Genomic DNA, 22,080 nt, shown 5'->3' on the forward strand with positions numbered 1-22,080 from the left:
GTGAGGACGGGGCTACTTCGCCGCCACTCCGACGTCGAGGAACGACAGACCGGTCGTCGGGACCGGGGCGAACCCGACCAGCTCCTGGCTGCTCCACGCGGTGGGGAGCTTGCGGTGGAACAGCGGGTAGAGCACGGCCTCGTCCGAGATGAGGTCGTACGCCTTGTCCCAGGTGGCCTGCTGCTCGTCGCCGTCCTGCTCCACGGCGCTGTCGAGCAGTGCCCGCAGCTCGGCGTACTCCGGGGAGTCCGCCCAGTTGGTACGCGTCTGGGTCCAGACGTTCTCGCCGTACCACCAGTTCATGAGCAGGTCGGGGTCGACTCCGAAGACCGAGGGGTCTCCGGGTGCGACCGCCACGGTGTAGTCGCCCGAGTCGACCTTCTCGTACATCGACGCCGACTGGCCGATGTCCAGGGTCGTGTCGATGCCGATGGCGTCGAGCGACTCCTTGATCAGCGGCGCGACCTCCTTCACCCACCCGGTGTCGGTGGTGAGCAGCGTGATGGACAGGTTCTCGACGCCGGCATCCGCCAGCAGGTCCTTCGCCTTCTCGGGGTCGTACGTGTAGACCGTCGACGCCTCGTTGTAGTTCGGGTAGGTCTCGGGCAGGAAGGAGGTCGCGGGCGTGGCGTTGCCGAGCATCCCGGTCTCGATGATCTTGTCCATGTCGAGCGCGTAGTGCATCGCCTGACGCACGCGGACGTCGTCGAACGGCGCGGCCTTCGTGTTGAACATCATGAACAGCAGGCCGAAGGACTGCACGCTCTCGACCTCGGCGGATGCGGCGAGCGCGTCGACGTCGATGTACGGAACGTCCTCGATGGCCTGGACGGTGCCGGTCGACATGGCGGTCACTCGGGCCGACGCGTCGGAGAGGAGGTTCCAGTTCATGCCTGCGGCGAGTGCCGGGTGAGGGCCGTTGTAGTCGTCGTACCGCTCGAAGACGATCTTGTCCTCCGGCACGGCCGAGACCAGCGAGTACGGCCCCGAGCCGACGGGGTTGGTGCCGAAGCCCTCGGGATCGGCCTCGACCACGGCCTGGGGCACGATCTTCACGACGCCGAGGCGCGACTCGATCAGTGAGAACGGGTAGTCGGTCGTGATCCGCACGGTGTCCTCGTCGACCGCGGTGACGGTGTCGACGAAGTCGATGAAGGTGCGGAACAGCGAGTTGTTGTCGGGGTTCAGCACGCGCTCGTAGCTGAAGACGACATCCTGCGCGGTGACGGGGTCGCCGTTGTGGAAGGTCGCTCCCTCGCGCAGATCGATCTCGTAGGTCGTGTCGTCGATCTTCGTCGGCATCTCGGCGGCGAGGGCGGGCGCGGCCTTCTGCGTGACGGGATCGAGGTCGACGAGCCCCTCGAAGACGTGCCAGTTCGCCGAGACCGTGACGGCGCCCGAGGCGACCATCGGGTCGAAGCTGCCGTTCAGCGTGTAGGAGATTCCCGCTTCGATGATCGCGTCGGGGTCGACCTCGGCCGCAGCCGCGCCCGTGTCGGGATCTGCCGAGGCGCCTCCGCAGCCGGCAAGGACGAGGGATGCGGCGACGGTGCCGGCGATCACCATCGCGAATCGACCCGCGCGACGGCGGGTGATGTGTCGGTTCATGTGTGCTCCAGGGTGGTGGGGGGACATCTTGAGGACATCTGATGTCTGATGTACTCTAAACACAGGTTCGACCAGATCACAAGAGTGGGATGATCGGAGCGATTCAGTCGGGACGAGAGGAAGACCAGATGAAGTCCACCACGAGTAGGGCATCGCGGATGCGGCGCTCGACGACGGCGGATCAGATCAAGCAGCTCATCCTCGCTCGCGGACTCACCCCCGGCGACCCGCTGCCGACCGAGGCCGAGCTCTGCGAAGACCTCGACGTCTCACGCTCCTCCGTGCGGGAGGCCATCCGCACGCTGTCGACGCTCGACATCGTCGACGTGCGGCACGGGCATGGGACCTACGTGGGGCCGATGTCGCTGGACCCGATGGTCGAAGCCCTCGTCTTCCGCGGAGTGCTCTCCCCCGAAGGATCCCTGCAATCCCTTCGCGAGGTGGTCGAGGTCCGTCTCGCCCTCGATCTCTCGATGGCCGAGCGCGTGGTCGCCGCCGCGCGACTCGACGTCGACGGAGAACTCGACGAGCTCGTCGCCGAGATGGTCGACAAGGCAGGGCGCGGCGAGCACTTCCTCGAGGCCGACCGACTGTTCCACACCAAGCTCTTCGACACGATCGGCAACCGACTCGTCGGTCAGCTCGTCGGCGCGTTCTGGGATGTGCACACCGCCGTGCTCCCTCAGCTCGACATCGCTCAGCCGGAGGACATCCATCAGACCGCGAAGGCACACGGCGACATGCTCGCCGCAGTGCGCGCCGGTGACGTCGACGCGTACCGCACAGCCGTGATCGAGCACTACCAGCCCCTGCAGCGCGTTCTCGCTCAGGCCGGGACTGCGCGCTCCTGACCGACCGCCGAGCGGCGGCGGCCGAGAGCGCGCATCGCCGTCGAGGGGACGCCCGTCCTCCGCTCACACGAAGTCGAGTTCGCCTCGCACGATCGAATCGCCGGAATGCGCCGGGTCGCCGTCGACCGGCTCGAAGGAGATGTCGACCAGACGGTATTCGTCGAGGTCGACGCCCTCCGGCACGAGGAACGTGCCGGACGAGCCTTCGAGGACACCGAGGCTGATCAGCGCCTGCCCGTCGTCGCGGATGAGCCACACCTCGCGGTAGTCGCCGCCGACGACCTCGTCACCCTCGAGCGTCACCGTGAGAGAGCGGCGTCCGTCGCCGTCGTCATCGATCTCGGCCTGCCCCACGGCCGCGGGGTGGTCGGGGAAGGCGGCGAGCTCGGCCGACGCGATCACCGCGGACGAGGGCTGCAGTGCGCGGATGCCCCAGACGCCTGCGCCGATCGCGACGATCAGAGCCATCGACGCGGCGAGGATCCAGACGGTCGAGAGACGACGACGCGAGCGCCCGCGAGAGCGCTGCCGCGGACGCGCGGCAGCCGCCTGGAGTGCGGCATCCGCCGAGCCCTCCGCCTGTGGCACCGGCTCCGCCTCCACCCTCGGCGACGGGACCACGGATGCGGGGTCGGCAGCGACCGCGGCGCTCAGCCCGAGCTCGCCGTGGATGCTCGACCACACGTCAGCCGGCGGGGACTCCAGCTCGCCTTCCGCGACGCTGGACCGCGCCACGAGCGCCACCCTCGACATCTCGGCGACCTCTGTCGCACACTCTTCACACTCCGCCAGGTGGCGTGCGTCGGCGTCCGACGCCGCAGGCTCCCCCATCGCGATCAGGGCGATCTCCTCGTCGTCAAGATGCGACATGGTTCACCTCCAATCGATCGCGCATTCGGGCAAGACTTCGGCGGATATGGCTCTTCACCGTGCCGAGCGGCATCCCCATTCTGCGTGAGATCTCCTCGTGGGTCAGGTCATCGTAGAAGGCCAGTCGCATGACGGCCCGGGCATCGGGAGCGAGCTGCTGCAGCTCGCTCGAGAGAAGCAGAGTCTCGGACAGATCGATCGCGTCCGAGACGAGGGCGTCGGGCGGTGTGAGCCGCTCCATCTCCGCCTGCAGCTGCCGCACCTTGGCGCGCGCCTCGAAGGTGTCGGCGATCCGTCGGCGCGCGATCGTGATCAGCCAGGTCGACAGGCGCGCCTTGGACGAGTCGTAGCCGGCCCGCGAGTTCCACGCCGACACGAAGGTCCGCTGCGTCACGTCCTCCGCATCGCCGCGATCGCCGAGCGAACGCAGGGCGAGGGTGAAGACGACCGGCGACCACCGCCGGTACAGCTCCGCGAGGGCCTGCTCGTCGCCCGCGACGAAACGTCGATCGAGCGCCGCCTCGGCTTCGGTGGTCTCATCCACCCGGAGTCTCCTCTCCATGGTGATCACCCCGCATCATCGCGGGACCGCCACAGCCACCACGTTATCGCGGTAGTGACCGGTCGTGCTGTCGAACGGACCGCCGCACGTGACGAGCACCAGGGCGGTCGGACCGCCGCGGGCGAACAGCTCGTCGACCGGCAGCGCGGACTTCTCGTAGTAGGTGAGCGACTGGATGACGAACTCACGGCTCGTGCCGTCGTCCGCCGCGATGATGACGGACTCGCCTGCGGGCACGTCCCGCAGGCGAGCGAGCGGTCCGATCGGATAGTCGATCGCGTCGACGTGCGCGGCGATCAGGATCCGGCCGCTCGTGCTCACGGCATCCGCCCCGTATCGATACCACCCCGCCACAGCGGGATCGACCGGAAGCTCCATCTGGCCTGCCTCCGCGACACCCACGTCCGTCACCGGCATGTCGATGTCGAGCGCGGGGATGGCCAGACCCACGGGAGCGACGGAGGCGACCGGCGCGGGGAGGGCCCCCGGTCGCACCTCGACATCTCTCGTGGGCGTGGGAGGGGCGGGCGTGGGTGGTACGGGTGTGGGAGAGACGGGTGGTGGAGTCGTGGGGGTGGACTCCGCGGACGGAGGGGATTCCGCACCCGCCCCTCCCGGCGTGCATGCCACGAGGCACGCCGCGGTCGTCACGGCGCCCAGCGTCAGGATGACGCGGCGCGCACGGTGCCGATGCGACGTGCCTCGCGACATCAGCGCACCGTGGCCCGGCGACGGATGACGAGACCGGCGCCGATGGCTGCCGCGATCGCGAGAGCCACGACGCCCGCCGAGACGAGAACGGTCGTCGAGGCATCCTGCTGCGCGAGGTAGCCCGCGGTGCCCGAGGGAACGCCGTCGGGGTTCGAGTGCAGTCCGCCGATGGTCTGCGCGGCGATCGCGAGGTTGCCGTCTTCGGCGCTGCCCCACGCGTAGACGATCGTGTTCACGCCCTCCTGGATGGCGACGTCCGCCGGACCGATGACCGGGTCGGTCGTTCCGGCGAGAGCGACCGATGCCGACACCGTTCCGGCCGGAAGGTCGAGCTTCGCCTCGTTCGGGTTGGTGAGGCCTGTGATGACCGGGGAACCACCGGCGAGCACGTCGACCGCGGGTGCCGCAGCGGTGTGGCGCACGGTGAGGCGGCCCTGCCCCGGCGCGGTCTGCGCGGTGTCGTTCGTGAAGAGGTTGAGGCCGGGTTCTCCCGCCTCGGTGAGGTGAGCCACGGCGGTGTAGTTGGCGCCGGCCGCGAGGGTGAGCGTTGCCGGTCCGAGGATCGGCGCACTCGCATCCGCGGCATCCGGGGCGGTGACCGCCACCTCGTAGGCGCCGGCGGGAAGCTCGAGCGGGCCCGCGAGGTCGCCGGGGGCGAAGTCGTCGAGGGTGAGTTCGCCGTTCACATACACGTCGACCGGGGTGTCGGGGATCGCGTGCAGCACGGAGAGCTGAGCCACAGAGGTGGCGGCGGCGGCCGGCAGTGCCAGGCCGAGAGCGGTGATCATTCCGACGGCGAGGCCGGCGGCGACTGTCTTGCGCATCTGTTCCTCCTGAACCCGGACCGCCCTGTGCGGCCCTTCATAGGAGTTGTTCTCCGGGGCGCCGAGGTTTGGATGCAGAAGAGCGAAGTTTTCTCGACCTGACTCACCCGACGAGCGGACCGCCGACCTTCCAGTACCCGAGGAACGACACACGATCCTTCGCGATGCCGACCTCGGCCGTGAGATGGCGTCGGATGCGCGTGATGACGCCCGACTCCCCCGCCAGCCAGACGTACAGGTCGGTGTCGTCGCGCAGCTCGCCCGTCCGCCCCTCGACCCCGTCCCGCAGCGCACGCTCGATGCCGGACTCCGCGCCCGTGCCCCGCGCGACGACGTGGATGCGCGCGTTGTCGGGGGCGTGGGCCGAGACGATGTCGTCGGCGGGGTCGTCGCACTCGAGGAAGACCTCGGCCTCGGCATCGGGGGCCAGGGATTCGAGGATGCCGCGCACGGCCGGGAACGCCGTCTCGTCGGCGACCAGCAGGAAGCGCCGCGCGTCGCCCGGCTGCCAGTGCAGGCCGTATCCGGTCCAGCCCATGCGCGCGTCGGGCCCGTTCACCACGAGGTGATCGCCGGGCTGGGCCGCGGCGGCCCACGCGGAGGCCGGCCCCGCCGGTTCGTGCAGGTAGAAGTCGATGTCGATCTCTCCGGCATCCGCCCTGATCGCCGCCGGCGTGTAGGTGCGCAGCACGTTCCGCTCGTCTTCGGGCAGGGCCCGCCAGCGGGTGTACCAGTCGGAGGGGTGCGGAGTCGGCTCGTCGAGCAGGCCGAAGTCGGCGTAGCCGCCGTCGGGCAGGGGAAGCACGACCTTGATGCGCTGGTCCGTGCCCCAGTCGGCGAAGTTCCGCAGGCTCTCTCCGGCGAGCGTCAGCCGCACGAACCGCGGGCTCAGCATCGTGCGCCGACGCACCTCGACCGGGAACGCGCTGTATGCCCACGGGCGATCGGCGGTCACGGGCGCGCTCACGACCGCGCTCCCCTGTGGACGGAGCCGACCGAGGGCACGGATCCGCGCAGCGGCACCACGAGCGGTCCGCCGGTGACGGGATCGGGGATCACGACGTTCTCGAGGCCGAACACCTCGTGCACCCGCTCGCTCGTGATCACCTCGTGCGGCGGCCCCTCGGCGACGATGCGCCCGTCGCGCATCGCGATGATGTGGGTCGCGTAGCGGGCGGCGTGATTGAGGTCGTGCAGCACCGCGACGAGGGTGCGCCCCTGCGCGTTGAGGTGCGCGAACAGCTCCATGAGCTCGACCTGGTGCGCGACGTCGAGGAACGTGGTCGGCTCGTCGAGCAGCAGCAGGTCGGTCTCCTGCGCGAGCACCATCGCCACCCACACGCGCTGGCGCTGCCCGCCCGAGAGCGCGTCGACCGGACGCCCCGCCAGATCGGCGGTCCCGGTGGCCTCGAGCGCGTGCTGGACGGCGATCTCGTCGGCATCCGACCACTGCCGCATCAGGTTCTGGTGGGGATAACGGCCCCGGCCGACCAGGTCGGCCACGGTGATGCCGTCGGGCGCCACCGCGCTCTGCGGCAGCAGCCCCAGCCGGCGGGCGACCTCCTTCGCCGGGTATGAGCCGATCGTCTGCCCGTCGAGCACGACGCGTCCGCGCGAGGGGGCGAGCAGTCGCGACAGGCCGCGCAGGAGCGTGGACTTGCCGCACGCGTTCGGACCGATGATGACGGTGAACCCGCCGTCGGGAACCGTGACCGAGAGGTCGCGCACGATCTCGGCGCGGTCGTACGACAGCGTGATCGCCTCGGCCGACAACCGCGAGGACGGGACGGGGTCGGCGGACGGGACGTGGTCGGCAGACGGGACGCGGCCGGCGGACGGGACGTGGTCGGCAGGGAGGGGGATGTCAGGCACGGCGGCGGATCTCCAGGATGATCATGAGCACGAGGTAGGCGCCGCCGACCGACACGGTCACGACGCCGACGGGCAGGGCGGTGGGCAGCACGTGCTGCGCGATGAGGTCGGCCCCCAGCAGCAGCAGCCCGCCGAACAGGCCCGAGAGCAGGAGCGACAGGTGCGGGGTGCGGGCGACGAGGCGCCCGATCTGCGGTGCGGCGAGGGCGACGAACGCGACGGGTCCGGCGACCGTCGTCGCGGCGGCGACGAGCGCGACGCCGATGAGCAGCGCCCCGGCACGGACCGCCCCCGGCCGCACGCCGGTCGATGCCGCCATGTCGTCGCCGAGCCCGAGCTGACGGAGTCGCGGCACGAGCAGGAACGCCGCGACGGCGAACGGCAGCGCGCAGGCGAGAGCCCCCGCAAGAGGACCGGCCGTGACGCCGTTGAGCGACCCCGTTCCCCAGGCCGAGGCGAACATCGCCGTCTCGAGCTCGATCTGCAGCAGCATCCAGGTGTTCAGCGAGGCGAGGATCGACGACACCCCGATTCCGACGACGATGAGGCGGAACCCCTGCACGCCCCCGCGCGCGGACAGCAGCCAGATGACCGCCGCCGTCGCGAACCCGCCGAGCAGCGAGCCGAGGGTCAGCACCGGCCAGCTGCCCGAGACGAACACCAGCGCGAGCAGCATCCCGGTGAACGCGCCGTGGGAGAGGCCGAGGATGTCGGGGCTGGCGAGCGGGTTCCTCGTGACGGTCTGGAACAGCGCTCCCGCGATGCCCAGCAGCGCGCCGATCGCGATTCCGGCGACCGCCCTCGGCAGCCGCCAGTCGATCACGACGGTGCGGTCCATGGCGTCTCCGCCGCCGAACAGCACCTGCACCACCTGCTGCGGCGTGAGCGGATACGTGCCGATACCCAGCGCGAGCACACCCAGCACGCCCAGCGCGACGACGGCCACGAGGCCGGCGACGATGCTGCGCCGGCGCACCGGCACCCGCAGCGGGCCCAGGCGCACGATGCGCCGACGGTACCCGACGTCGGCGAGCGTGCCGAGACGCGACGAGCTCACAGCGCACTCGCCCTGCGTCGGCGGGCGAGCACGATCAGCACGGGAGCACCGACGAATGCGGCGACGATGCCGACGGGCACCTCGGCCGGAGCGATGATGATGCGCCCGAGCACGTCGGCGAGCAGCAGGATCACGGGTGCCAGCACGGCCGAGAGCGGGAGGATGAGGCGCTGATCGACGCCGAACGTCCAGCGGATCACGTGCGGCACCATCAGGCCGATGAACGAGATCGGACCGGCGAGTGCCGTGGCGGCGCCCGCGAGAAGCGTGACCGCGGCGATGACGCCGACGCGGATGCCCGCGACGTGGGCGCCCTGCGCACGGGCGACGTCTTCACCCAGGCCGATCGCGTTCAGGCCGGGCGCGAGGAGCAGGGCCACGACGAGCCCGGCGACGACGAACGGCACCACCGGCAGGATGACGTCGAAGCCGCGGCCGAGGAGCGACCCCGCGTTCCAGCTGCGCATCGAGTCGAAGGCCTCCGGATCGCTCAGCGACAACCCCGTCGTGATGCCCGAGAGCACGGCGCCGAGTGCGACACCGGCGAGCGTGAGCCGCAGCGGGTCGGCAGAGCCGCGCCCGGAGGAGCCGATCAGGTACACGGCCACGGTGACGACGAGCGCACCGACGAACGCGAGCCACACGAACTGGGAGACGTCGCGCAGACCGAGGAACGTCACGCCCAGCGCGACGGCGAGCGCGGCACCCGCGTTGACGCCGAGGATGCCGGGATCGGCGAGCGGATTGCGGGTGAACGCCTGGATCAGCGCGCCCGCCACCCCGAGTGCGGCACCGGCCACGAGGCCCGTGACGGTGCGGGGGATGCGCAGGTCGAAGACGATGTAGTCGGTCTCGGGGGTTCCGCCACCCTGCAGCGTGGTCCACACCGCCTGCGGCGAGAGCGGGTTCGCACCCACCGTGAAGGAGAGCACGACGGCGAGCGCAAGCGCGAACAGGAGGACGACGGATCCCCCGACCGCGCGCACCCCACGGCGCGGAGAACGCCGGCGTCGCGTGTGCGGCGCCGGCGTCTCGGTCAGGGGAAGAGCGGTCAACGGCTCTCTTCGAGGAAGGTCTCGATGTCGTCGAGCACGGTCTGCGCGCCCAGGGGCCCGACACCCGACACCCAATAGCTCGTGTCGACCGGCGTGACCGACGGGAAGGCGTCGGCGTTCTGGGTGATCGCCGCGGGGATCTCGGAGGCGTCGTCGACGTCGGCCACGGTCACGAAGACGTGATCGGCCTGTGCCGAGAGGATGTTCTCGGGCGAGAGGTCGGCCTGCAGACCGTCGGCCCAGTCCTGCTCGGGGATCGTGAACCCGACGCACTCGAGAAGGCTGCCCGAGAACGAGACCGGGCCGTAGAGGCTGAGGGTGGTCTCGTCACGGGGACGGATCAGCTGCGCCGTCTGCCCCTCGACTCCGTACTCGTCTGCCAGCGCCTCGCAGCGCTCGTCGACCGCCGACAGCAGGTCGGCGACCTCGTCCTCGCGGCCCAGGGCCTCGCCGATGAGCAGCGCGTTGTCGCGCCACGGGTCGGCCTGGGTCTCGATGAACACCGTGGGAGCGATCGCGGCGAGCTGCTCGTAGAGCTCGGAGTGCCGTGCCTCGGTGCCGAGGATCAGGTCGGGCTTGAGCGCTGCGATCGCCTCGAGGTCGGGCTCGGGCACCGTGCCGACGGGCTCGACGCCGTCGACGCCGAGGTAGGCCGGTGCGCCGGTGACGTTGCTGGCGACGGCGGCGCCGACCGGCTCGATGCCGACCGCGACCGCGGTGTCGAGCTCGAGGGGCTCGAGCGTCACCACGCGCTGCGGATCGTCGGGCACCTCGGTGGTCCCGCGTGCGTGCTCGACCTCGTGGGTGCCGGATGCGGCGGTCGCGTCATCCGTGGCCGCGGTGGGTTCGGCGGCGCAGCCGGCGAGCAGGAGCAGTGTGCAGGTCGAGGCGGCGAGGGCCACGGAGGCGCGGCGACGGAGGCGGGAAGGCATGGGGAATGACCTTTCGGGACCGGGGAGGGGGACAACGCCGAGACGATCGATGTTGGTTAGGCAACCCTAACAGGAACCCTCCCCCGGCGTCGCGCCCCGACCGGCTCAGAGCACGGCGACCCGCCTCAGAGCACGTCCGCGATCACGTCGAAGACGCGGTCGGGTGCCTCGAGCTGCATGTCGTGGTGCACGCCCGCGATCCTGCGGATGTCCCACCCCTCCCGCTCGAGATCCGCGGCCATCGCGTCGGAGAGCACGGCCGGCGACTCGTCGGAGAGCACGATCGTCGACGGAACGGCGGGCGGTGCGATCGCCACGGGATGGAACGCCACGTCGCGGAACACGCCGATGGCCATCGTCGAGTCGAACCGTCGCTGGCCCTCCTGCATCGACGCCCGGATGCTCTCGGGATACTCCGCTCGCTGCGACGCACTGCGTCGCGCCTGGCGCAGCCCGACGACACCCAGCGTGAGAGCGGGAAGCGCCCAGAACGCCCGTCCGGCGAGTCCGGTCGTGGGAAGCGAGAGCCCGAAGCCGGGATCGAGGTAGATCGCGTGCGCGGGCCGCAGACGCTCGACGGCGCGGACCAGCACCGAGCCGCCCAGCGAGTGGCCGACCATGGCGTCGAGACCCTGCGGCAGATTCTCGGCGACGTCAGTGGCGAGGTCCGCGAGCGTGTACGAGTCAGAGCGGTCGCTGCGCCCGTGTCCCCGCAGATCGACAGTCGTCACGGTGTACCGCCCCGTGGCGAGCATCCGCTCGATCAGCGGCTGCCACGTCGTGCCGTCGGCGCCGAGGCCGTGGATCAGCCCGACGCGCCGCTCGCCCGTGCCGGTGGTCGTCGAGTGCAGGTGCATATCGCCATTCTGCCCATCGGCGATCACTCGACCGCTGAGACCGCGCCGCAGGATGTGACCTCGCCCTCGGGCGTTCCTCATCTCCCCCGCATAGGCCCATCGCTCATTCCGAGCACTCGATCATGTGCCTCGCGCACATGAACCCGAGCCTTCCGCTCTGCCTAGCCTGAGGAGGATTCGCACGCGGACGCAGCCCGTCGCCGTGCGCGCCACCACCTCGACACACAGGAGTGCCATGGACATCGACATCGCCGACGACATCGACCGACCGGGCCTGGACCCTCGCGCGCAACGCCGTCGCGCGGTGATCGGAAGCTCGGTCGGAACCATCATCGAGTGGTATGACTTCACGCTCTACGGCCTGGCGTCGGCGCTGGTCTTCGCGCCCCTGTTCTTCCCCGGCGGGGGTGATTTCGCGGGACTCCTCGGAGCGTTCGCCACTTTCGCGGTCGGCTTCGGCGCGCGGCCCATCGGCGGGCTGATCTTCGCGCACTTCGGCGACCGCATCGGCCGCAAGGGCACCCTGCTCGCGACCCTGCTGATGATGGGAATCGCCACGACGATGATCGGGCTGCTGCCCACGGCGGAGACGATCGGCATCTGGGCCCCGATCTGCCTGATCATCCTGCGACTGTTCCAGGGAGCCGGCGCAGGTGCCGAGTTCGCCGGTGCCATGACGATGGCCAGCGAGTCGGCCGATACACGCAATCGCGCCTTCATCGCCGGGTTCCCCGGGGCTTCCGTCTACGTCGGGATGGCACTCGCCACCGCCACCTTCGCACTCATCAGCCTGCTGCCGGTCGAGCAGTTCCAGGCGTGGGGCTGGCGCATCCCGTTCATCGCCAGCATCGTCATCGTCGCGTTCGCGCTGTACTTCCGCCTGCGGGTGAAAGAGACCGCCGCATTCGAAGCCGCGGAGCGCGAGGGAGGGGTGTCGCGGGCTCCTCTGGTCACCGCCGTCCGCTCGCACTGGCGCACCCTCCTCGCCGGCATGGCACTCTTCGTGTTCGCACTGCCCTGGGTGTACGTCGTGCAGACGTTCTCGATCTCGTACACGACCGGAACGCTGTCCGTGAATCCCACGCACGCCCTCATCGGTCTCATCGTCGCCGAGCTCCTCACCATCCCGGCGACCCTCGGATTCGGACGCCTCGCCGATCGGATCGGACGCAAGCCCGTGCTGCTCGGTGCGGCGATCTTCGCGATCGCCTTCGCGTTCCCGATGTTCGCGCTCTTCGAGACGGAGAACTCGGCTCTCGTCGCGCTGGGTCTGATCCTCGGACTCGCGATCGTCCAGGGGGCGACGATCGGTGTGAGCGCGGCGATGCTGGCGGAGCTCTTCCCGACTCGCATGCGGTGGAGCGGCATCGCGATCTCCCGCGAGATCCCCGCGGCACTCGTGGGCGGCACGGCTCCGCTGGTCGCGACCGCGCTGGTCGGCGTGGCCGGCGGAGCCCCGTGGCTCGTCGCCGGCTACCTCGTGGGTCTGAGCGTGATCGGCCTCATCGGCATCGCCGTGCTCCCCGAGACCCTTCAGCGGACGGACGCACCCGGGAACGCCGAGGAGAGAGCCCGATCGCACGCCTAGGCGAGACGGCTGCTAGGCGAGGAGGGTGCGGCGCAGGCGCTCGAGGCGCACGGCCGCCTGCAGACGGAAGCGGAACTCCGCGTCGTCGGGGTCGCCCTCGAGAAGGGTCCAGATACGGTCGAGGCGCTGCTGCACGGTGTTGGTGTGCACCTGCAGCGCCGCCGCGGTCGCCTGTCGGCTCTCCGCGCAGTCGAAGTACGTGCCCAGGGTCTCGACGAGGGCGGTGCCCCGCCGGTCGTCCCAGTCGCGCACGGGACCCAGCACCCCGTCGACGAACGCGGCGGCAGCCTCGGGCTCACCCGAGGTGAGGACGTGATAGGGAGCGAAGTCGGCCGACCTCACCGTCGCGCCGCTGATGCCGAGAGGCACGAGGAACCGCAGGTCACGCATCACCCGGATGGCCGACGACCGCAGAGCGGAGACGTCATCGACGATCGTGCCGACGACCGCCGTGACGCCGGGCTCTCCCTGTCGATCGGCGAGCACCCGGCGCACACGCTCGGTCGCCACGACGGCGTCTGCGACCGTCCATGCCACGATCAGCCCGTGGTCACGGGCGGCGACCAGGCCGTCGTCGCCGACGGCCTCCGCCGCGACGATCAGCGCCGCGTCGCCACCGCGTACGTCGATCGCGGCGCACGCCACCACGACGCCCACCCCCTCTGCCGTCAGAGCGGATGCGTCGACCTCTCCGTCGAGCAGGTCGACGAGCAGCCGCGCGCGGCGCTCGGCACGGATCGCCGAGACGGCATCGCGCTTGAACGACACGAGAGCAGCCACGTGCGCGGCTCGTTCGAGCGTCGGGCGGGCGACGTCGTCGAGAAGAGAGTCGTCGTCGTCGGCGACCATGGCCCCGAGCACGCGGTCGACGCCGAGGATCGCGACGACCAGCCAGCGGCGCCCATCGGCGTCGATCGACACGGCCTGCCCGCTCGTCCGGCTCTGCCGGATCGCGTCGATGAGCGGCCTGCGCCGCGGCAGGCCGTCTCGCTCGTCCGTCGCTGCGTCGAGGGGGCGCCCGTCCTCGTCCACCGCGCGCACGCGACGATCGAGTCGATCGGACACCGTGCCGACGAGATCGATCAGGGTCGCGCCCGAGACGACGGCAGCCGTGAGCTCTTCGTGGATTCCGCTCACGATCTGCGTCGTGGCGAGATGGCGTTCGAGCTCTCGGTACGCCCCCTCGGCGTGGGCGCGGGCCGCAGCGCTCTCGGCGAGCACTCGGGCGCTGTGCAGGACGGAGGCGGCGTGGTCGGCGAACGCCGAGAGCAGCAGCACCTCGTCGGGGGTGAAGTCATGCGCGAAGCGGTTGCAGGCGAACAGCGCTCCGAGCACCTCGTCGCCGACGGCCAACGGCACACCGAGGAAGGACACGAGCCCCTCGCGTGCGACGGCGCCGTCGATCGCAGCATCGTGCGGAGCATCGGCCATCTGCGTGTACTGCCGCACCCACGCCGGTTCCCGCGTGCTCGCCACCAGGCTCGCCAGGCCGAACCCGGCGGGCACCAGCAGGTCGCGGAACTCGGGAGTCACCGTGCCGGCCGAGTACCGCACGCGCAGGTCGCCCTGCACATTGTCGACCTCCGAGAGGTAGGTGACGTCGGTGCCCATGAGCTCGTGTGCACGGTCGACGAGACGTCTGAGCACATCGGACACGTCCTGTAGCCGCACCAGCTCACGCGCCGTCGAGAAGAGCGCCTCGAGCTCGACCGTCCGCCGGCGCAGCCGCGCGGTCACCTGCTGCGATTCGCGCACCACGCCGAGCAGCTCCTCGACCTCGGAGCCGGCGAGGTCGGCCTCGGCCAGTAGTTCCGCGAGTCGTTCGGTGCGTTCGCCCGGCTGCGCGCGAGTCGCTGCGACGACCTCGCGCAGCAGCGCAGACGGGGTCGCACGAGTCTCGGCCAAGACGCCTCCTCGAGCAGCGGACACCGGGTTCTCCGCAGTCTACGAGAGCCTGGCCGCGGCAGCGGATGCCGCAGCCGCCCCATGCGAGGGGAAGTCCGCCGCTCGACGCTCGGCGAAGGCCGCCAGTCCCTCACGAGCGTCATCGCTGGCGAAGGCCTGTTGACCGAGAGTCGCCTCCAGACGGAAGGCATCCGCCTCGGGAAGATCTGCCAGCGCACGCACGGCCCGCTTGACGGTGGCGAGCGCGCTGCGGCTCTTCGCGAGCAGCTCCTCCGCGACGACGATCGCCTCGTCCCGCAGCGCGGCGGCCGGCGCGACGCGGTTGACGAGCCCGTACCTCAGAGCCGTCTCGGCGTCGATGCGTGCTCCGCGGAGCATGAGATCCATCGCGAACGCGTACGGGATCTGACGGATCAGACGCACGAGGGTGCCCCCTGCCGGCACCACCCCCACACCCGTCTCCGGCAGAGCGAACTCGGCACCGGCGGACGCGATGCGGATGTCGGTCGACAGCATGATCTCGAAGCCTCCGCCGAGGCACAGGCCGTTGATCGCGGCGATCACCGGCTTCTCGAGCGTCGAGTGCTTCTGGTGGGCGGCATCCCATTCGCTGATGTCGAAGCGCTCCTCCGTGAGCGCCGGGATGGATTCGCCCAGATCTGCCCCGACGCAGAAGGCGCGTTCCCCTGCTCCGGTGAGCACGGCCACGCCGATGCGCGGGTCGTCACGCACCTCGGCGAACGCCGCGCCGAGCTCGTCGTACATCGCCAGCGTCAGAGCGTTGAGCTTCTCTGGTCGGTCGATCGTGATGACGCCGATGTGGTCGGCGCGGTCGAGACGGATGCCCATCAGACCGTCCCTCCCGCGTGCAGCGCCTCGACGTCGTCGGCCGAGAAGCCGAGGAAGTCGCGGAGCACCGCGGCCGTGTGCTGCCCCATGTCGGGCGCGAGCCCTGCCGTGTGGGGAGGGGTGCGATCGAGCTTGACCGGCGACCCGAAGGTGCGCAGCGAACCGTGGCCGGGATAGTCGGTGTCGATGATCATTCCGCGGGCGGCGATCTGCGGGTCCTCCACCACCTCGCCGATGTCCTTCACGGCGCTGAGCGGCACGAGATCGCCCGCGAGCGCCTCGAGCTCGGCTTTGGTGCGGTCGGCGAACCAGCGCACGACCATGGGGCGCACCCTCTCGCGGTAGACGTCCGCGTCGAAGCGGATCGCCATGGCATGCAGGTCGGGATTCTCCGCCCAGTCCTCGGCACTGCCGAACGTCTCGCAGGAGATCCGCCAGAACTTGTCGGTGTAGCCGCCGAAGAACACGAATCCGTCGCGGCAGGGGAACAGCTCGTACGGTCGCACGAACGGATGCTCGTTGCCGAGGGGCTTCGGCACCACGCCGTCGGCCGTGTAGGCCACGACGGCATTCTCGGTGAGGGTGAGCACCGAGTCCTGCTGCGAGATGTCGACGAGCTGTCCCTCGCCGGTCTGCTCTGCATGCCGAAGGGCGGCGAGGATGCCGATCACCCCGTAGAGGCTCGCAGCGAGGTCTCCGATGATCGTGCCCACGCGAGTGGGGTCGCCGCCCGCCTCGCCGTTCATCGACCACAGACCGCCGGTGGCCTGGGCGCTGTTGTCGTACGCGGGACGAAGCCGATACGGCCCTGACTGTCCGTACCCGCTGAGGGCCGCGTACACCAGCCGCGGGTTCACCGTGCGCAGCCGCTCGTATCCGTGACCCAGGCGGTCCATGGTGCCGGGGCGGAAGTTCTCTACCAGCACGTCGGCCCGCGCCACGAGCCGGTCGAGCACTTCCGCGGCGCCGGGACTCTTGAGGTTCAGGGTCACGCCGAGCTTGTTGCGGTTGAACTGGGCGAAGAATCCGCTGAGCGGCTCCTCGCCCTCCCTCGGCAGCAGCGGAGGGAACGTGCGGGTGTAGTCGGGATCGTCGGGGTTCTCGACCTTGATGACGGTGGCCCCGAGATCCGCCAGGATCATCGAGCAGTACGGACCGGCCACGACCCTGGTCACATCGACCACCACCACTCCGGCGAGCGAGCCGGGTGCGGCCTCCACCCCTCCGAGGCTGTCGAGCAGAGCACGCGTGGAATCGTCGATCATCGAGCGGATCCTTCCGGGGAGGGGTCGGCGGCGCGCCGAGCGGCGCGACGCGTGAGTCGGTGGAGCAGGGCAGACGACACGAGGGTGATGAGCCCGGCGACCACGATGTAGAGGGAGATCGCCCAGGAGCCGCCGAACACCGCGAGCAGCTCGAGGTAGATCATCGGCACGAAGGCCGACCCGACGATGGTCCCGATCCCGAGGGCGAGGGACATGCCCGTGTAGCGGATGCGCACGTCGAACGCCTGCGCATACAACACCCCGAGCGTGCCGTAGGTGGCGCAGAAGCCGATCGTCGTGGCGAGGTAGGCGACGTAGGCCGCGGCGAGGCTGCCTGTGTCGATCAACCAGAATGACGGGAAAGCGAGCAGCACCGACACGACGGCTCCGGTGGCGAAGACCTTCGCCACCCCGAAGCGATCCGCCAGGCGCCCCGCCAGCGGAAGCCCGCCCAGCGCCAGCACCGAGCAGATCGTCGCGATCGTCAGCATCTCGGGCTCGGTGTGTCCCACGAACTGGGTGCCGTAGGTGAGGCTGAACGTGAAGAGCATGTAGAACACGGCTCCGATGACTGCGAAGCTCAGGGCGGCCAGGACGACCTGGGCCGGGTGCGTCCGGAGCGTCTCCCACAGCGGCACTCTCGCCGCCCTGCCGGCGTCGCGCATCTTCTCGAACTCCGGCGTCTCGGTGATCTTGAGACGGATGAACAGGCCCACCAGCACGAGCACCGCGCTGATCAGGAACGGCACGCGCCATCCCCACACCGCGAACGCGTCGTCCGGAAGCGCCACGAGCGGCAGGAAGACCAGCGTCGACAGGGTGAGGCCGAGCGCGAGGCCGACCTGCGGGAAGCTGCCGAGGAACGCGCGGCGTCGAGGCTCGGCATGCTCGACGACGAGCAGCACCGCACCGCCCCACTCGCCCCCCAGGGCGAAACCCTGCACGAACCGCAGCACCATGAGCAGGATCGGTGCGGCGACACCGATCGCCGCGTAGGTCGGCAGGAGGCCGATGAGGAAGGTGGCGACTCCCATGAGCACGAGCGAGATGACGAGCATCCGCTTGCGGCCGATGCGATCGCCGAAGTGGCCGAAGACGATCGAGCCGAGAGGTCGCCCGAAGTAGCCGACCGCGATGCCGCCGAAGGCGAGGATCGTCCCCACCAACGGGTCGTAGTCGGGAAAGAAGAGGCCGTTGAGGATGAGTGCCGCTGCGGTCGAGTAGGCGAAGAAGTCGAACCACTCGACGGTGGTTCCGACGACGCTGGAGGCGACGATCGTGCGGATCGACGACGGTGGTGCCGTGGTCGCTTCCCGTGCTGTGGTGGATGCCGAGGTCATGGTTTCCCTTCCGCCGGGGTCTGCGCTGACGCCGGGTCGAGCCAGCCTGACAGCGAGCACACCACTCGGGCCATGTCTGCAGCGGACACATCGAGCTTCACCCTGTGGTTCCGCGAGACATGGAACCGCCGTACCCACCGAACCGACGGATGTGTCAGCCGCGCGCGAGACGGCGCCAGGCGAGCTCGGCGAGGACCGATGCCTGCAGCGGCAGCACCTCATCGTCGAAGACCGCATGCTCGGAGTGCAGCGGCATCGGACCCGATTCCGGGGCGGCACCGACGAAGACGAGTGCCCCCGGCACCTCCTGCAGCACGTACGAGAAGTCCTCCGATGCCATCGACGGCGCCTCCAGTCGCGTCACGCGTTCGATGCCGACGAGCTCGTCGAGCACCGCCAGCACCTCGCGCGTCTCGGCGGGGTCGTTGTAGGTGACCGGATACGAGGCGATGAACTCGGCATCCAGCCGGCATCCGTGCGCTTCGGCTATCCCCGTGAGGAGCGCGGGGAGCTGTTCGCGCACCGTGTGCAGCGTCGCTGTCGACAGCGTACGGATGTTCGCCTCGAGGCTCACGGTGGCCGCGAGCACATTGCTCGCCTCGGAGTCGCTGCTGAGGCGGGTGATCGAGATCACCGCCTGATCGGTCGCCGGAAGGCGGCGGGCGGCGAACGCCTGCACCGCGAGGATGAGCTGCGCGGCCACGGGCACCGGATCGATGCCGAGCTGCGGGAAGGCGGCGTGGCCACCGGTCCCGTGCAGGGTGAGTCGCAGCGCGCTTGCGCTCGCCATCATCGCTCCTTCCCTCGTGACGAGCTGGCCTCGGGGGGTGGCGCTGTCGACATGGATCGCATAGGCCGCGACGGGGCGTTCTCCCGCCGCATCGAGCACGCCCTCGTCGATCATGATGCGTCCGCCCGCCTGCCCCTCCTCGCCGGGCTGGAACATGAAGACGACGGTGCCGGGAAGCTCCTCCCGTCGATCGACCAGCAGCCGCACCGCCCCGAGCACCCCCGCCATGTGCAGGTCATGGCCACACGCGTGCATCGCGCCCGATGTCGAAGCGAACGGCAGCCCCGTCGCCTCGGTGATCGGCAGACCGTCCATGTCACCGCGCAGCAGCACCACGGGTCCGGGACGTCCGCCGCGCAGCACGGCTGTGACGGACGAGAGTGACGACCCGGTGCTGATCTCGAGTCCGAGACCGTCCAGCTCGCGCAGCAGGATCTGCTGCGTCCGAGGAAGGTCCAGCCCGATCTCCACGACCTCGTGCAGCTCCCGTCGTACCGCGATCAGACGGTCGCGGATCACTTCGGCGGCGGCGTCGAAGGCCGTGTCGAACTCAGAATCCATCAGAACTGCATCCTCTCTCCGAGTACAGGAACCGCATCGAGCAGGTCCTGGGTGTAGGGGTCGGCGGGGTGCGCGAGCAGAGCCTCGGTCGCACCCGCCTCGACGAGCCTGCCGTGGCGCATCACGCACACCTCGTCGCTGATGTACCGCACGACCGCGAGGTTGTGCGAGATGAAGAGCATCGAGAGATCCAGCTCCTGCTGGACCTCTCGCAGCAGATTGAGGATCGCCCCCTGCACCGATACGTCGAGCGCGCTGGTGACCTCGTCCGCGATGAGCACCGACGGCTCCCCCGCGAGGGCACGCGCGATCGTGATCCGCTGGCGCTGACCGCCCGAGAAGGCACCGGGTCGCTCGCCGGCGCGGTCGGGGTCGACGTGCACCTGCTCGAGGAGTCGACGCACCCGCGCGACGCGCTCGTCGCGGCTCCAGCGTCGACCCGTCGAGCGCAGTGCCTCGGCGACCGAGTCGCCGACGGGCATGAGCGGATCGAGAGCGGAGAACGGGTCCTGGAAGACGAGCTGCATGCGGCGACGCGCGCGGCGCGCGGCGGAACCGCCGCCCACGGTCTCGACTCCGTCGACGCGGATCGAGCCGGCCTCGGGGCGGACCAACCCGACAGCCGCGGCCGCGATCGTGCTCTTGCCCGACCCGGACTCACCGACGAGACCCACGGTTCGTCCCTTCGGAACCGCCAGGCTGACCGATTCGACCACGCGGGTGCGTCCGTAGCGGACCGACAGGTTCTCGATCTCGAGCGCGTTCACACCGGCACCTCCTGGTCGTGTGCGGAGGCGCCGGACGGCTGGCGCACGCCGACCGGCCCCGCATCGTCGAGCGCCTCCGGCACGAGCTCGGGCGGGATCACCGGCAGCGGCTGCGTCCGGTCGCTGGTCATGTCGGGCAGACAGGCGATGAGAGCCTTCGTGTAGGGATGCTGCGCGTCTTCGCGGATGCGCTCGGCGTCGAGGGTCTCGACCATGCGTCCGTCCTTCATGACGATCACCCGATCGCAGAACGCCGAGACCAGGGCGATGTCATGCGAGATGAAGACGATCGCCGCGCCCGTCTCCTCCTGCGCGCGGTGCAGCACGCCCATCACCTGGCGCTGCACGGTGACGTCGAGAGCAGTGGTCGGCTCGTCCGCGATGATCAGTCGTGGTGCACCCGTGAGCGCCATGCCGATCATCGCCCGCTGACGCATGCCACCGGAGAACTCGTGCGGATACTGGGTCAGTCGGGTGGCGGCGTCGGGGATGCCGACCGCCGTCAGCGCGTCGGCCGCGCGGGCGCGCGCGGCTCTCGGCCGCATTCCCACGTGCACTTCGGGGACCTCGGTGAGCTGGCGACCGATCGTGAGAGCAGGGTTGAGCGACGTGAGCGGATCCTGGAAGACCATGCCCAGCTCGACTCCCAATCGGGCACGATCGGAGGCCGTGAGCGCCCCGGCCATATCGATGTCGTCGAAGCGGTGGGACGCCGTCGTGACGACGGCATCGTCACCGAGGAGGCCGGCGAGCGCCATCGCGGTGAGCGATTTCCCGGAACCGGATTCGCCGACGATGCCGACGATCTCTCCGCGGGCGATCCGCAGGTCCACTCCGCGCACCCGTTCGACGACGCCGCCGTCGGCGGCGCGGAAGGCGATGTGCAGGTCGGTGATCTCGGCGGCGGTGTCTCCGACGGGCGCCGCGGAGTCCCTGACCGACTCACGACGCCGCGAGGCGAGCGTCACTGCGCCGGCCGCCCGCGCGGCGACGGCACGGAAGCCGGCACCCCGTGTCCCGGCGACCGCCTCGCTCACCAGGGTGAAGACGAGTCCCGCGAGCACGATGGCGATGCCGGGCCCGACCGCGGCGAGCGGGTTGATGTAGATGCGCAAGATGCCCTCCTGCAGCATCCGACCCCAGTCGTAGGCCGGGGCCTGGACGCCGAGGCCGAGGAAGGAGAGTCCGGCGAACGAGAGCAGCGTGACGCTGGCGGTGGCCGCGGCGTTGACGAAGAACGGATTCGCGATGTTCGGCAGGACGTGCCTCAGCAGGATGCCGACCGGCCCGACACCGACGACGCGTGCGGCGCGCACATAGTCCCGTCCCGACACCGACGACGCGAGGTTGTACACGAGTCGGGCGAAGGACGGCACGCCGGCGAAGCCGATGGCGAGCATCGCGCCCGTCGCCGTCGCCCCCCAGATCACGGTGAAGAAGAGCACCATCAGCAGCCAGGGGAAGGCGAGCAGGATGTCGAGGAGGCCCGTGAACAGGCGGCGCGGGTGCTTCGGGAGGATGCTGGCCACGAGGCCGAAGACGACGCCGCCCGCGAGGGCGATCAGCGTCGATCCCAGGGTGAGCAGCAGCGTGAGCCGGGTCGCCGTGAGCACGCGGGCGAGGATGTCGCGACCCAGCTCATCGGTGCCGAACGGATGAGCGGCACTCGCACCGAGCAGACGGGACGAGACATCGGTGGTGTCGGCGGCCGGACCCCAGATCGAGGGACCCGCGAGCGCCAGGAACAGCAGCAGTGCACTGCCGACCAGGGCCGCGACCGACGTGGGGTTCAGGAGCTTCTTGCGCGCGGACATGT

The 22,080-nt window shown here is 70.2% G+C and carries 20 protein-coding genes; 2 read left to right on the forward strand and 18 right to left on the reverse strand.

What is annotated here, in order from left to right; genetic code table 11:
- Positions 1-12: 12 nt before the first annotated feature.
- Entirely contained in the window at positions 13-1,608 is a 1,596-nt protein-coding gene (locus HWD99_RS09850) for an ABC transporter substrate-binding protein (protein ID WP_241796070.1), read from the reverse strand.
- Positions 1,609-1,736: 128 nt separating this feature from the next.
- Between HWD99_RS09850 and HWD99_RS09855 the strand changes: the two genes are divergently transcribed.
- Entirely contained in the window at positions 1,737-2,459 is a 723-nt protein-coding gene (locus tag HWD99_RS09855; protein WP_241796071.1) for a FadR/GntR family transcriptional regulator, read from the forward strand.
- Positions 2,460-2,522: 63 nt separating this feature from the next.
- Here the strand turns inward: HWD99_RS09855 and HWD99_RS09860 are convergent, their stop codons facing one another.
- The 10 genes from HWD99_RS09860 to HWD99_RS09905 all read right to left on the reverse strand — a co-directional run bounded on the left by HWD99_RS09860 (position 2,523) and on the right by HWD99_RS09905 (position 11,199).
- Entirely contained in the window at positions 2,523-3,329 is an 807-nt protein-coding gene (locus HWD99_RS09860; RefSeq protein WP_241796072.1) for an anti-sigma factor, read from the reverse strand.
- Positions 3,316-3,873, reverse strand: coding sequence for an RNA polymerase sigma factor (locus HWD99_RS09865; protein WP_241796073.1), 558 nt, complete (start codon positions 3,871-3,873; stop codon positions 3,316-3,318). Before HWD99_RS09865 ends, HWD99_RS09860 begins: the two co-directional genes overlap by 14 nt.
- 33 nt (positions 3,874-3,906) lie before the next feature.
- On the reverse strand, positions 3,907-4,386 hold the full coding sequence (locus tag HWD99_RS09870; protein ID WP_241796074.1) for a class F sortase: 480 nt from the start codon (positions 4,384-4,386) through the stop codon (positions 3,907-3,909).
- A 215-nt stretch (positions 4,387-4,601) separates the two neighbouring features.
- Positions 4,602-5,426, reverse strand: a complete 825-nt coding sequence (locus HWD99_RS09875; protein WP_241796075.1) for a DUF4397 domain-containing protein — start codon at positions 5,424-5,426, stop codon at positions 4,602-4,604.
- A gap of 103 nt (positions 5,427-5,529) precedes the next feature.
- A complete protein-coding gene (locus tag HWD99_RS18675) occupies positions 5,530-6,393 on the reverse strand; it encodes a siderophore-interacting protein (protein ID WP_241796076.1) in 864 nt (287 codons plus the stop codon).
- Complete coding sequence (locus HWD99_RS09885; RefSeq protein WP_374205463.1) at positions 6,390-7,184, reverse strand: ABC transporter ATP-binding protein; 795 nt, start codon at positions 7,182-7,184, stop codon at positions 6,390-6,392. Before HWD99_RS09885 ends, HWD99_RS18675 begins: the two co-directional genes overlap by 4 nt.
- 106 nt (positions 7,185-7,290) lie before the next feature.
- Positions 7,291-8,355, reverse strand: a complete 1,065-nt coding sequence (locus tag HWD99_RS09890) for an iron chelate uptake ABC transporter family permease subunit (RefSeq protein WP_241796077.1) — start codon at positions 8,353-8,355, stop codon at positions 7,291-7,293.
- A complete protein-coding gene (locus tag HWD99_RS09895) occupies positions 8,352-9,410 on the reverse strand; it encodes an iron chelate uptake ABC transporter family permease subunit (RefSeq protein WP_241796078.1) in 1,059 nt (352 codons plus the stop codon). The genes HWD99_RS09890 and HWD99_RS09895 overlap by 4 nt, the downstream gene beginning before the upstream one ends.
- Positions 9,407-10,342, reverse strand: a complete 936-nt coding sequence (locus HWD99_RS09900; RefSeq protein WP_241796079.1) for an ABC transporter substrate-binding protein — start codon at positions 10,340-10,342, stop codon at positions 9,407-9,409. The genes HWD99_RS09895 and HWD99_RS09900 overlap by 4 nt, the downstream gene beginning before the upstream one ends.
- Positions 10,343-10,467: 125 nt before the next feature.
- Positions 10,468-11,199: an alpha/beta fold hydrolase gene (locus HWD99_RS09905; RefSeq protein ID WP_241796080.1), complete on the reverse strand. Its 732-nt coding sequence runs from the start codon at positions 11,197-11,199 to the stop codon at positions 10,468-10,470.
- Between the two features lie 235 nt (positions 11,200-11,434).
- On the opposite strand from HWD99_RS09905, the gene HWD99_RS09910 reads away from it, so the two are divergent.
- On the forward strand, positions 11,435-12,787 hold the full coding sequence (locus HWD99_RS09910; RefSeq protein WP_241796081.1) for an MFS transporter: 1,353 nt from the start codon (positions 11,435-11,437) through the stop codon (positions 12,785-12,787).
- A 12-nt stretch (positions 12,788-12,799) separates the two neighbouring features.
- Here HWD99_RS09910 and HWD99_RS09915 read toward each other — a convergent pair whose 3' ends face one another.
- The 7 genes from HWD99_RS09915 to HWD99_RS09945 all read right to left on the reverse strand — a co-directional run bounded on the left by HWD99_RS09915 (position 12,800) and on the right by HWD99_RS09945 (position 22,078).
- Positions 12,800-14,692 carry a helix-turn-helix domain-containing protein gene (locus HWD99_RS09915; RefSeq protein WP_241796082.1) on the reverse strand — a complete coding sequence of 631 codons (1,893 nt, stop codon included), beginning with the start codon at positions 14,690-14,692 and terminating at the stop codon, positions 12,800-12,802.
- Between the two features lie 39 nt (positions 14,693-14,731).
- Positions 14,732-15,541 carry an enoyl-CoA hydratase/isomerase family protein gene (locus tag HWD99_RS09920; protein WP_241796083.1) on the reverse strand — a complete coding sequence of 270 codons (810 nt, stop codon included), beginning with the start codon at positions 15,539-15,541 and terminating at the stop codon, positions 14,732-14,734.
- Positions 15,541-16,806, reverse strand: coding sequence for a CaiB/BaiF CoA-transferase family protein (locus tag HWD99_RS09925; protein ID WP_241796084.1), 1,266 nt, complete (start codon positions 16,804-16,806; stop codon positions 15,541-15,543). Before HWD99_RS09925 ends, HWD99_RS09920 begins: the two co-directional genes overlap by 1 nt.
- Positions 16,803-18,146, reverse strand: coding sequence for an MFS transporter (locus HWD99_RS09930; RefSeq protein ID WP_241796085.1), 1,344 nt, complete (start codon positions 18,144-18,146; stop codon positions 16,803-16,805). Before HWD99_RS09930 ends, HWD99_RS09925 begins: the two co-directional genes overlap by 4 nt.
- 154 nt (positions 18,147-18,300) lie before the next feature.
- Entirely contained in the window at positions 18,301-19,497 is a 1,197-nt protein-coding gene (locus HWD99_RS09935) for a M20 family metallopeptidase (protein WP_241796086.1), read from the reverse strand.
- Positions 19,497-20,264: an ABC transporter ATP-binding protein gene (locus HWD99_RS09940; protein WP_241796087.1), complete on the reverse strand. Its 768-nt coding sequence runs from the start codon at positions 20,262-20,264 to the stop codon at positions 19,497-19,499. The genes HWD99_RS09935 and HWD99_RS09940 overlap by 1 nt, the downstream gene beginning before the upstream one ends.
- Positions 20,261-22,078, reverse strand: a complete 1,818-nt coding sequence (locus tag HWD99_RS09945; RefSeq protein ID WP_241796088.1) for a dipeptide/oligopeptide/nickel ABC transporter permease/ATP-binding protein — start codon at positions 22,076-22,078, stop codon at positions 20,261-20,263. The genes HWD99_RS09940 and HWD99_RS09945 overlap by 4 nt, the downstream gene beginning before the upstream one ends.
- Between the last annotated feature and the right edge of the window lie 2 nt (positions 22,079-22,080).

The sequence above is a fragment of the Microbacterium sp. C5A9 genome, assembly GCF_022627955.1.
GTDB lineage: Bacteria > Actinomycetota > Actinomycetes > Actinomycetales > Microbacteriaceae > Microbacterium.

Excerpts from the sequence above, each read along its gene's own strand:
- HWD99_RS09850 (WP_241796070.1), bottom strand. The coding sequence starts at position 1,608 with ATGAACCGACACATCACCCGCCGTCGCGCGGGTCGATTCGCGATGGTG.
- HWD99_RS09855 (WP_241796071.1), top strand. The coding sequence starts at position 1,737 with ATGAAGTCCACCACGAGTAGGGCATCGCGGATGCGGCGCTCGACGACG.
- HWD99_RS09860 (WP_241796072.1), bottom strand. The coding sequence starts at position 3,329 with ATGTCGCATCTTGACGACGAGGAGATCGCCCTGATCGCGATGGGGGAG.
- HWD99_RS09875 (WP_241796075.1), bottom strand. The coding sequence starts at position 5,426 with ATGCGCAAGACAGTCGCCGCCGGCCTCGCCGTCGGAATGATCACCGCT.
- HWD99_RS09900 (WP_241796079.1), bottom strand. The coding sequence starts at position 10,342 with ATGCCTTCCCGCCTCCGTCGCCGCGCCTCCGTGGCCCTCGCCGCCTCG.
- HWD99_RS09905 (WP_241796080.1), bottom strand. The coding sequence starts at position 11,199 with ATGCACCTGCACTCGACGACCACCGGCACGGGCGAGCGGCGCGTCGGG.
- HWD99_RS09910 (WP_241796081.1), top strand. The coding sequence starts at position 11,435 with ATGGACATCGACATCGCCGACGACATCGACCGACCGGGCCTGGACCCT.
- HWD99_RS09920 (WP_241796083.1), bottom strand. The coding sequence starts at position 15,541 with ATGGGCATCCGTCTCGACCGCGCCGACCACATCGGCGTCATCACGATC.
- HWD99_RS09925 (WP_241796084.1), bottom strand. The coding sequence starts at position 16,806 with ATGATCGACGATTCCACGCGTGCTCTGCTCGACAGCCTCGGAGGGGTG.
- HWD99_RS09930 (WP_241796085.1), bottom strand. The coding sequence starts at position 18,146 with ATGACCTCGGCATCCACCACAGCACGGGAAGCGACCACGGCACCACCG.
- HWD99_RS09935 (WP_241796086.1), bottom strand. The coding sequence starts at position 19,497 with ATGGATTCTGAGTTCGACACGGCCTTCGACGCCGCCGCCGAAGTGATC.
- HWD99_RS09945 (WP_241796088.1), bottom strand. The coding sequence starts at position 22,078 with ATGTCCGCGCGCAAGAAGCTCCTGAACCCCACGTCGGTCGCGGCCCTG.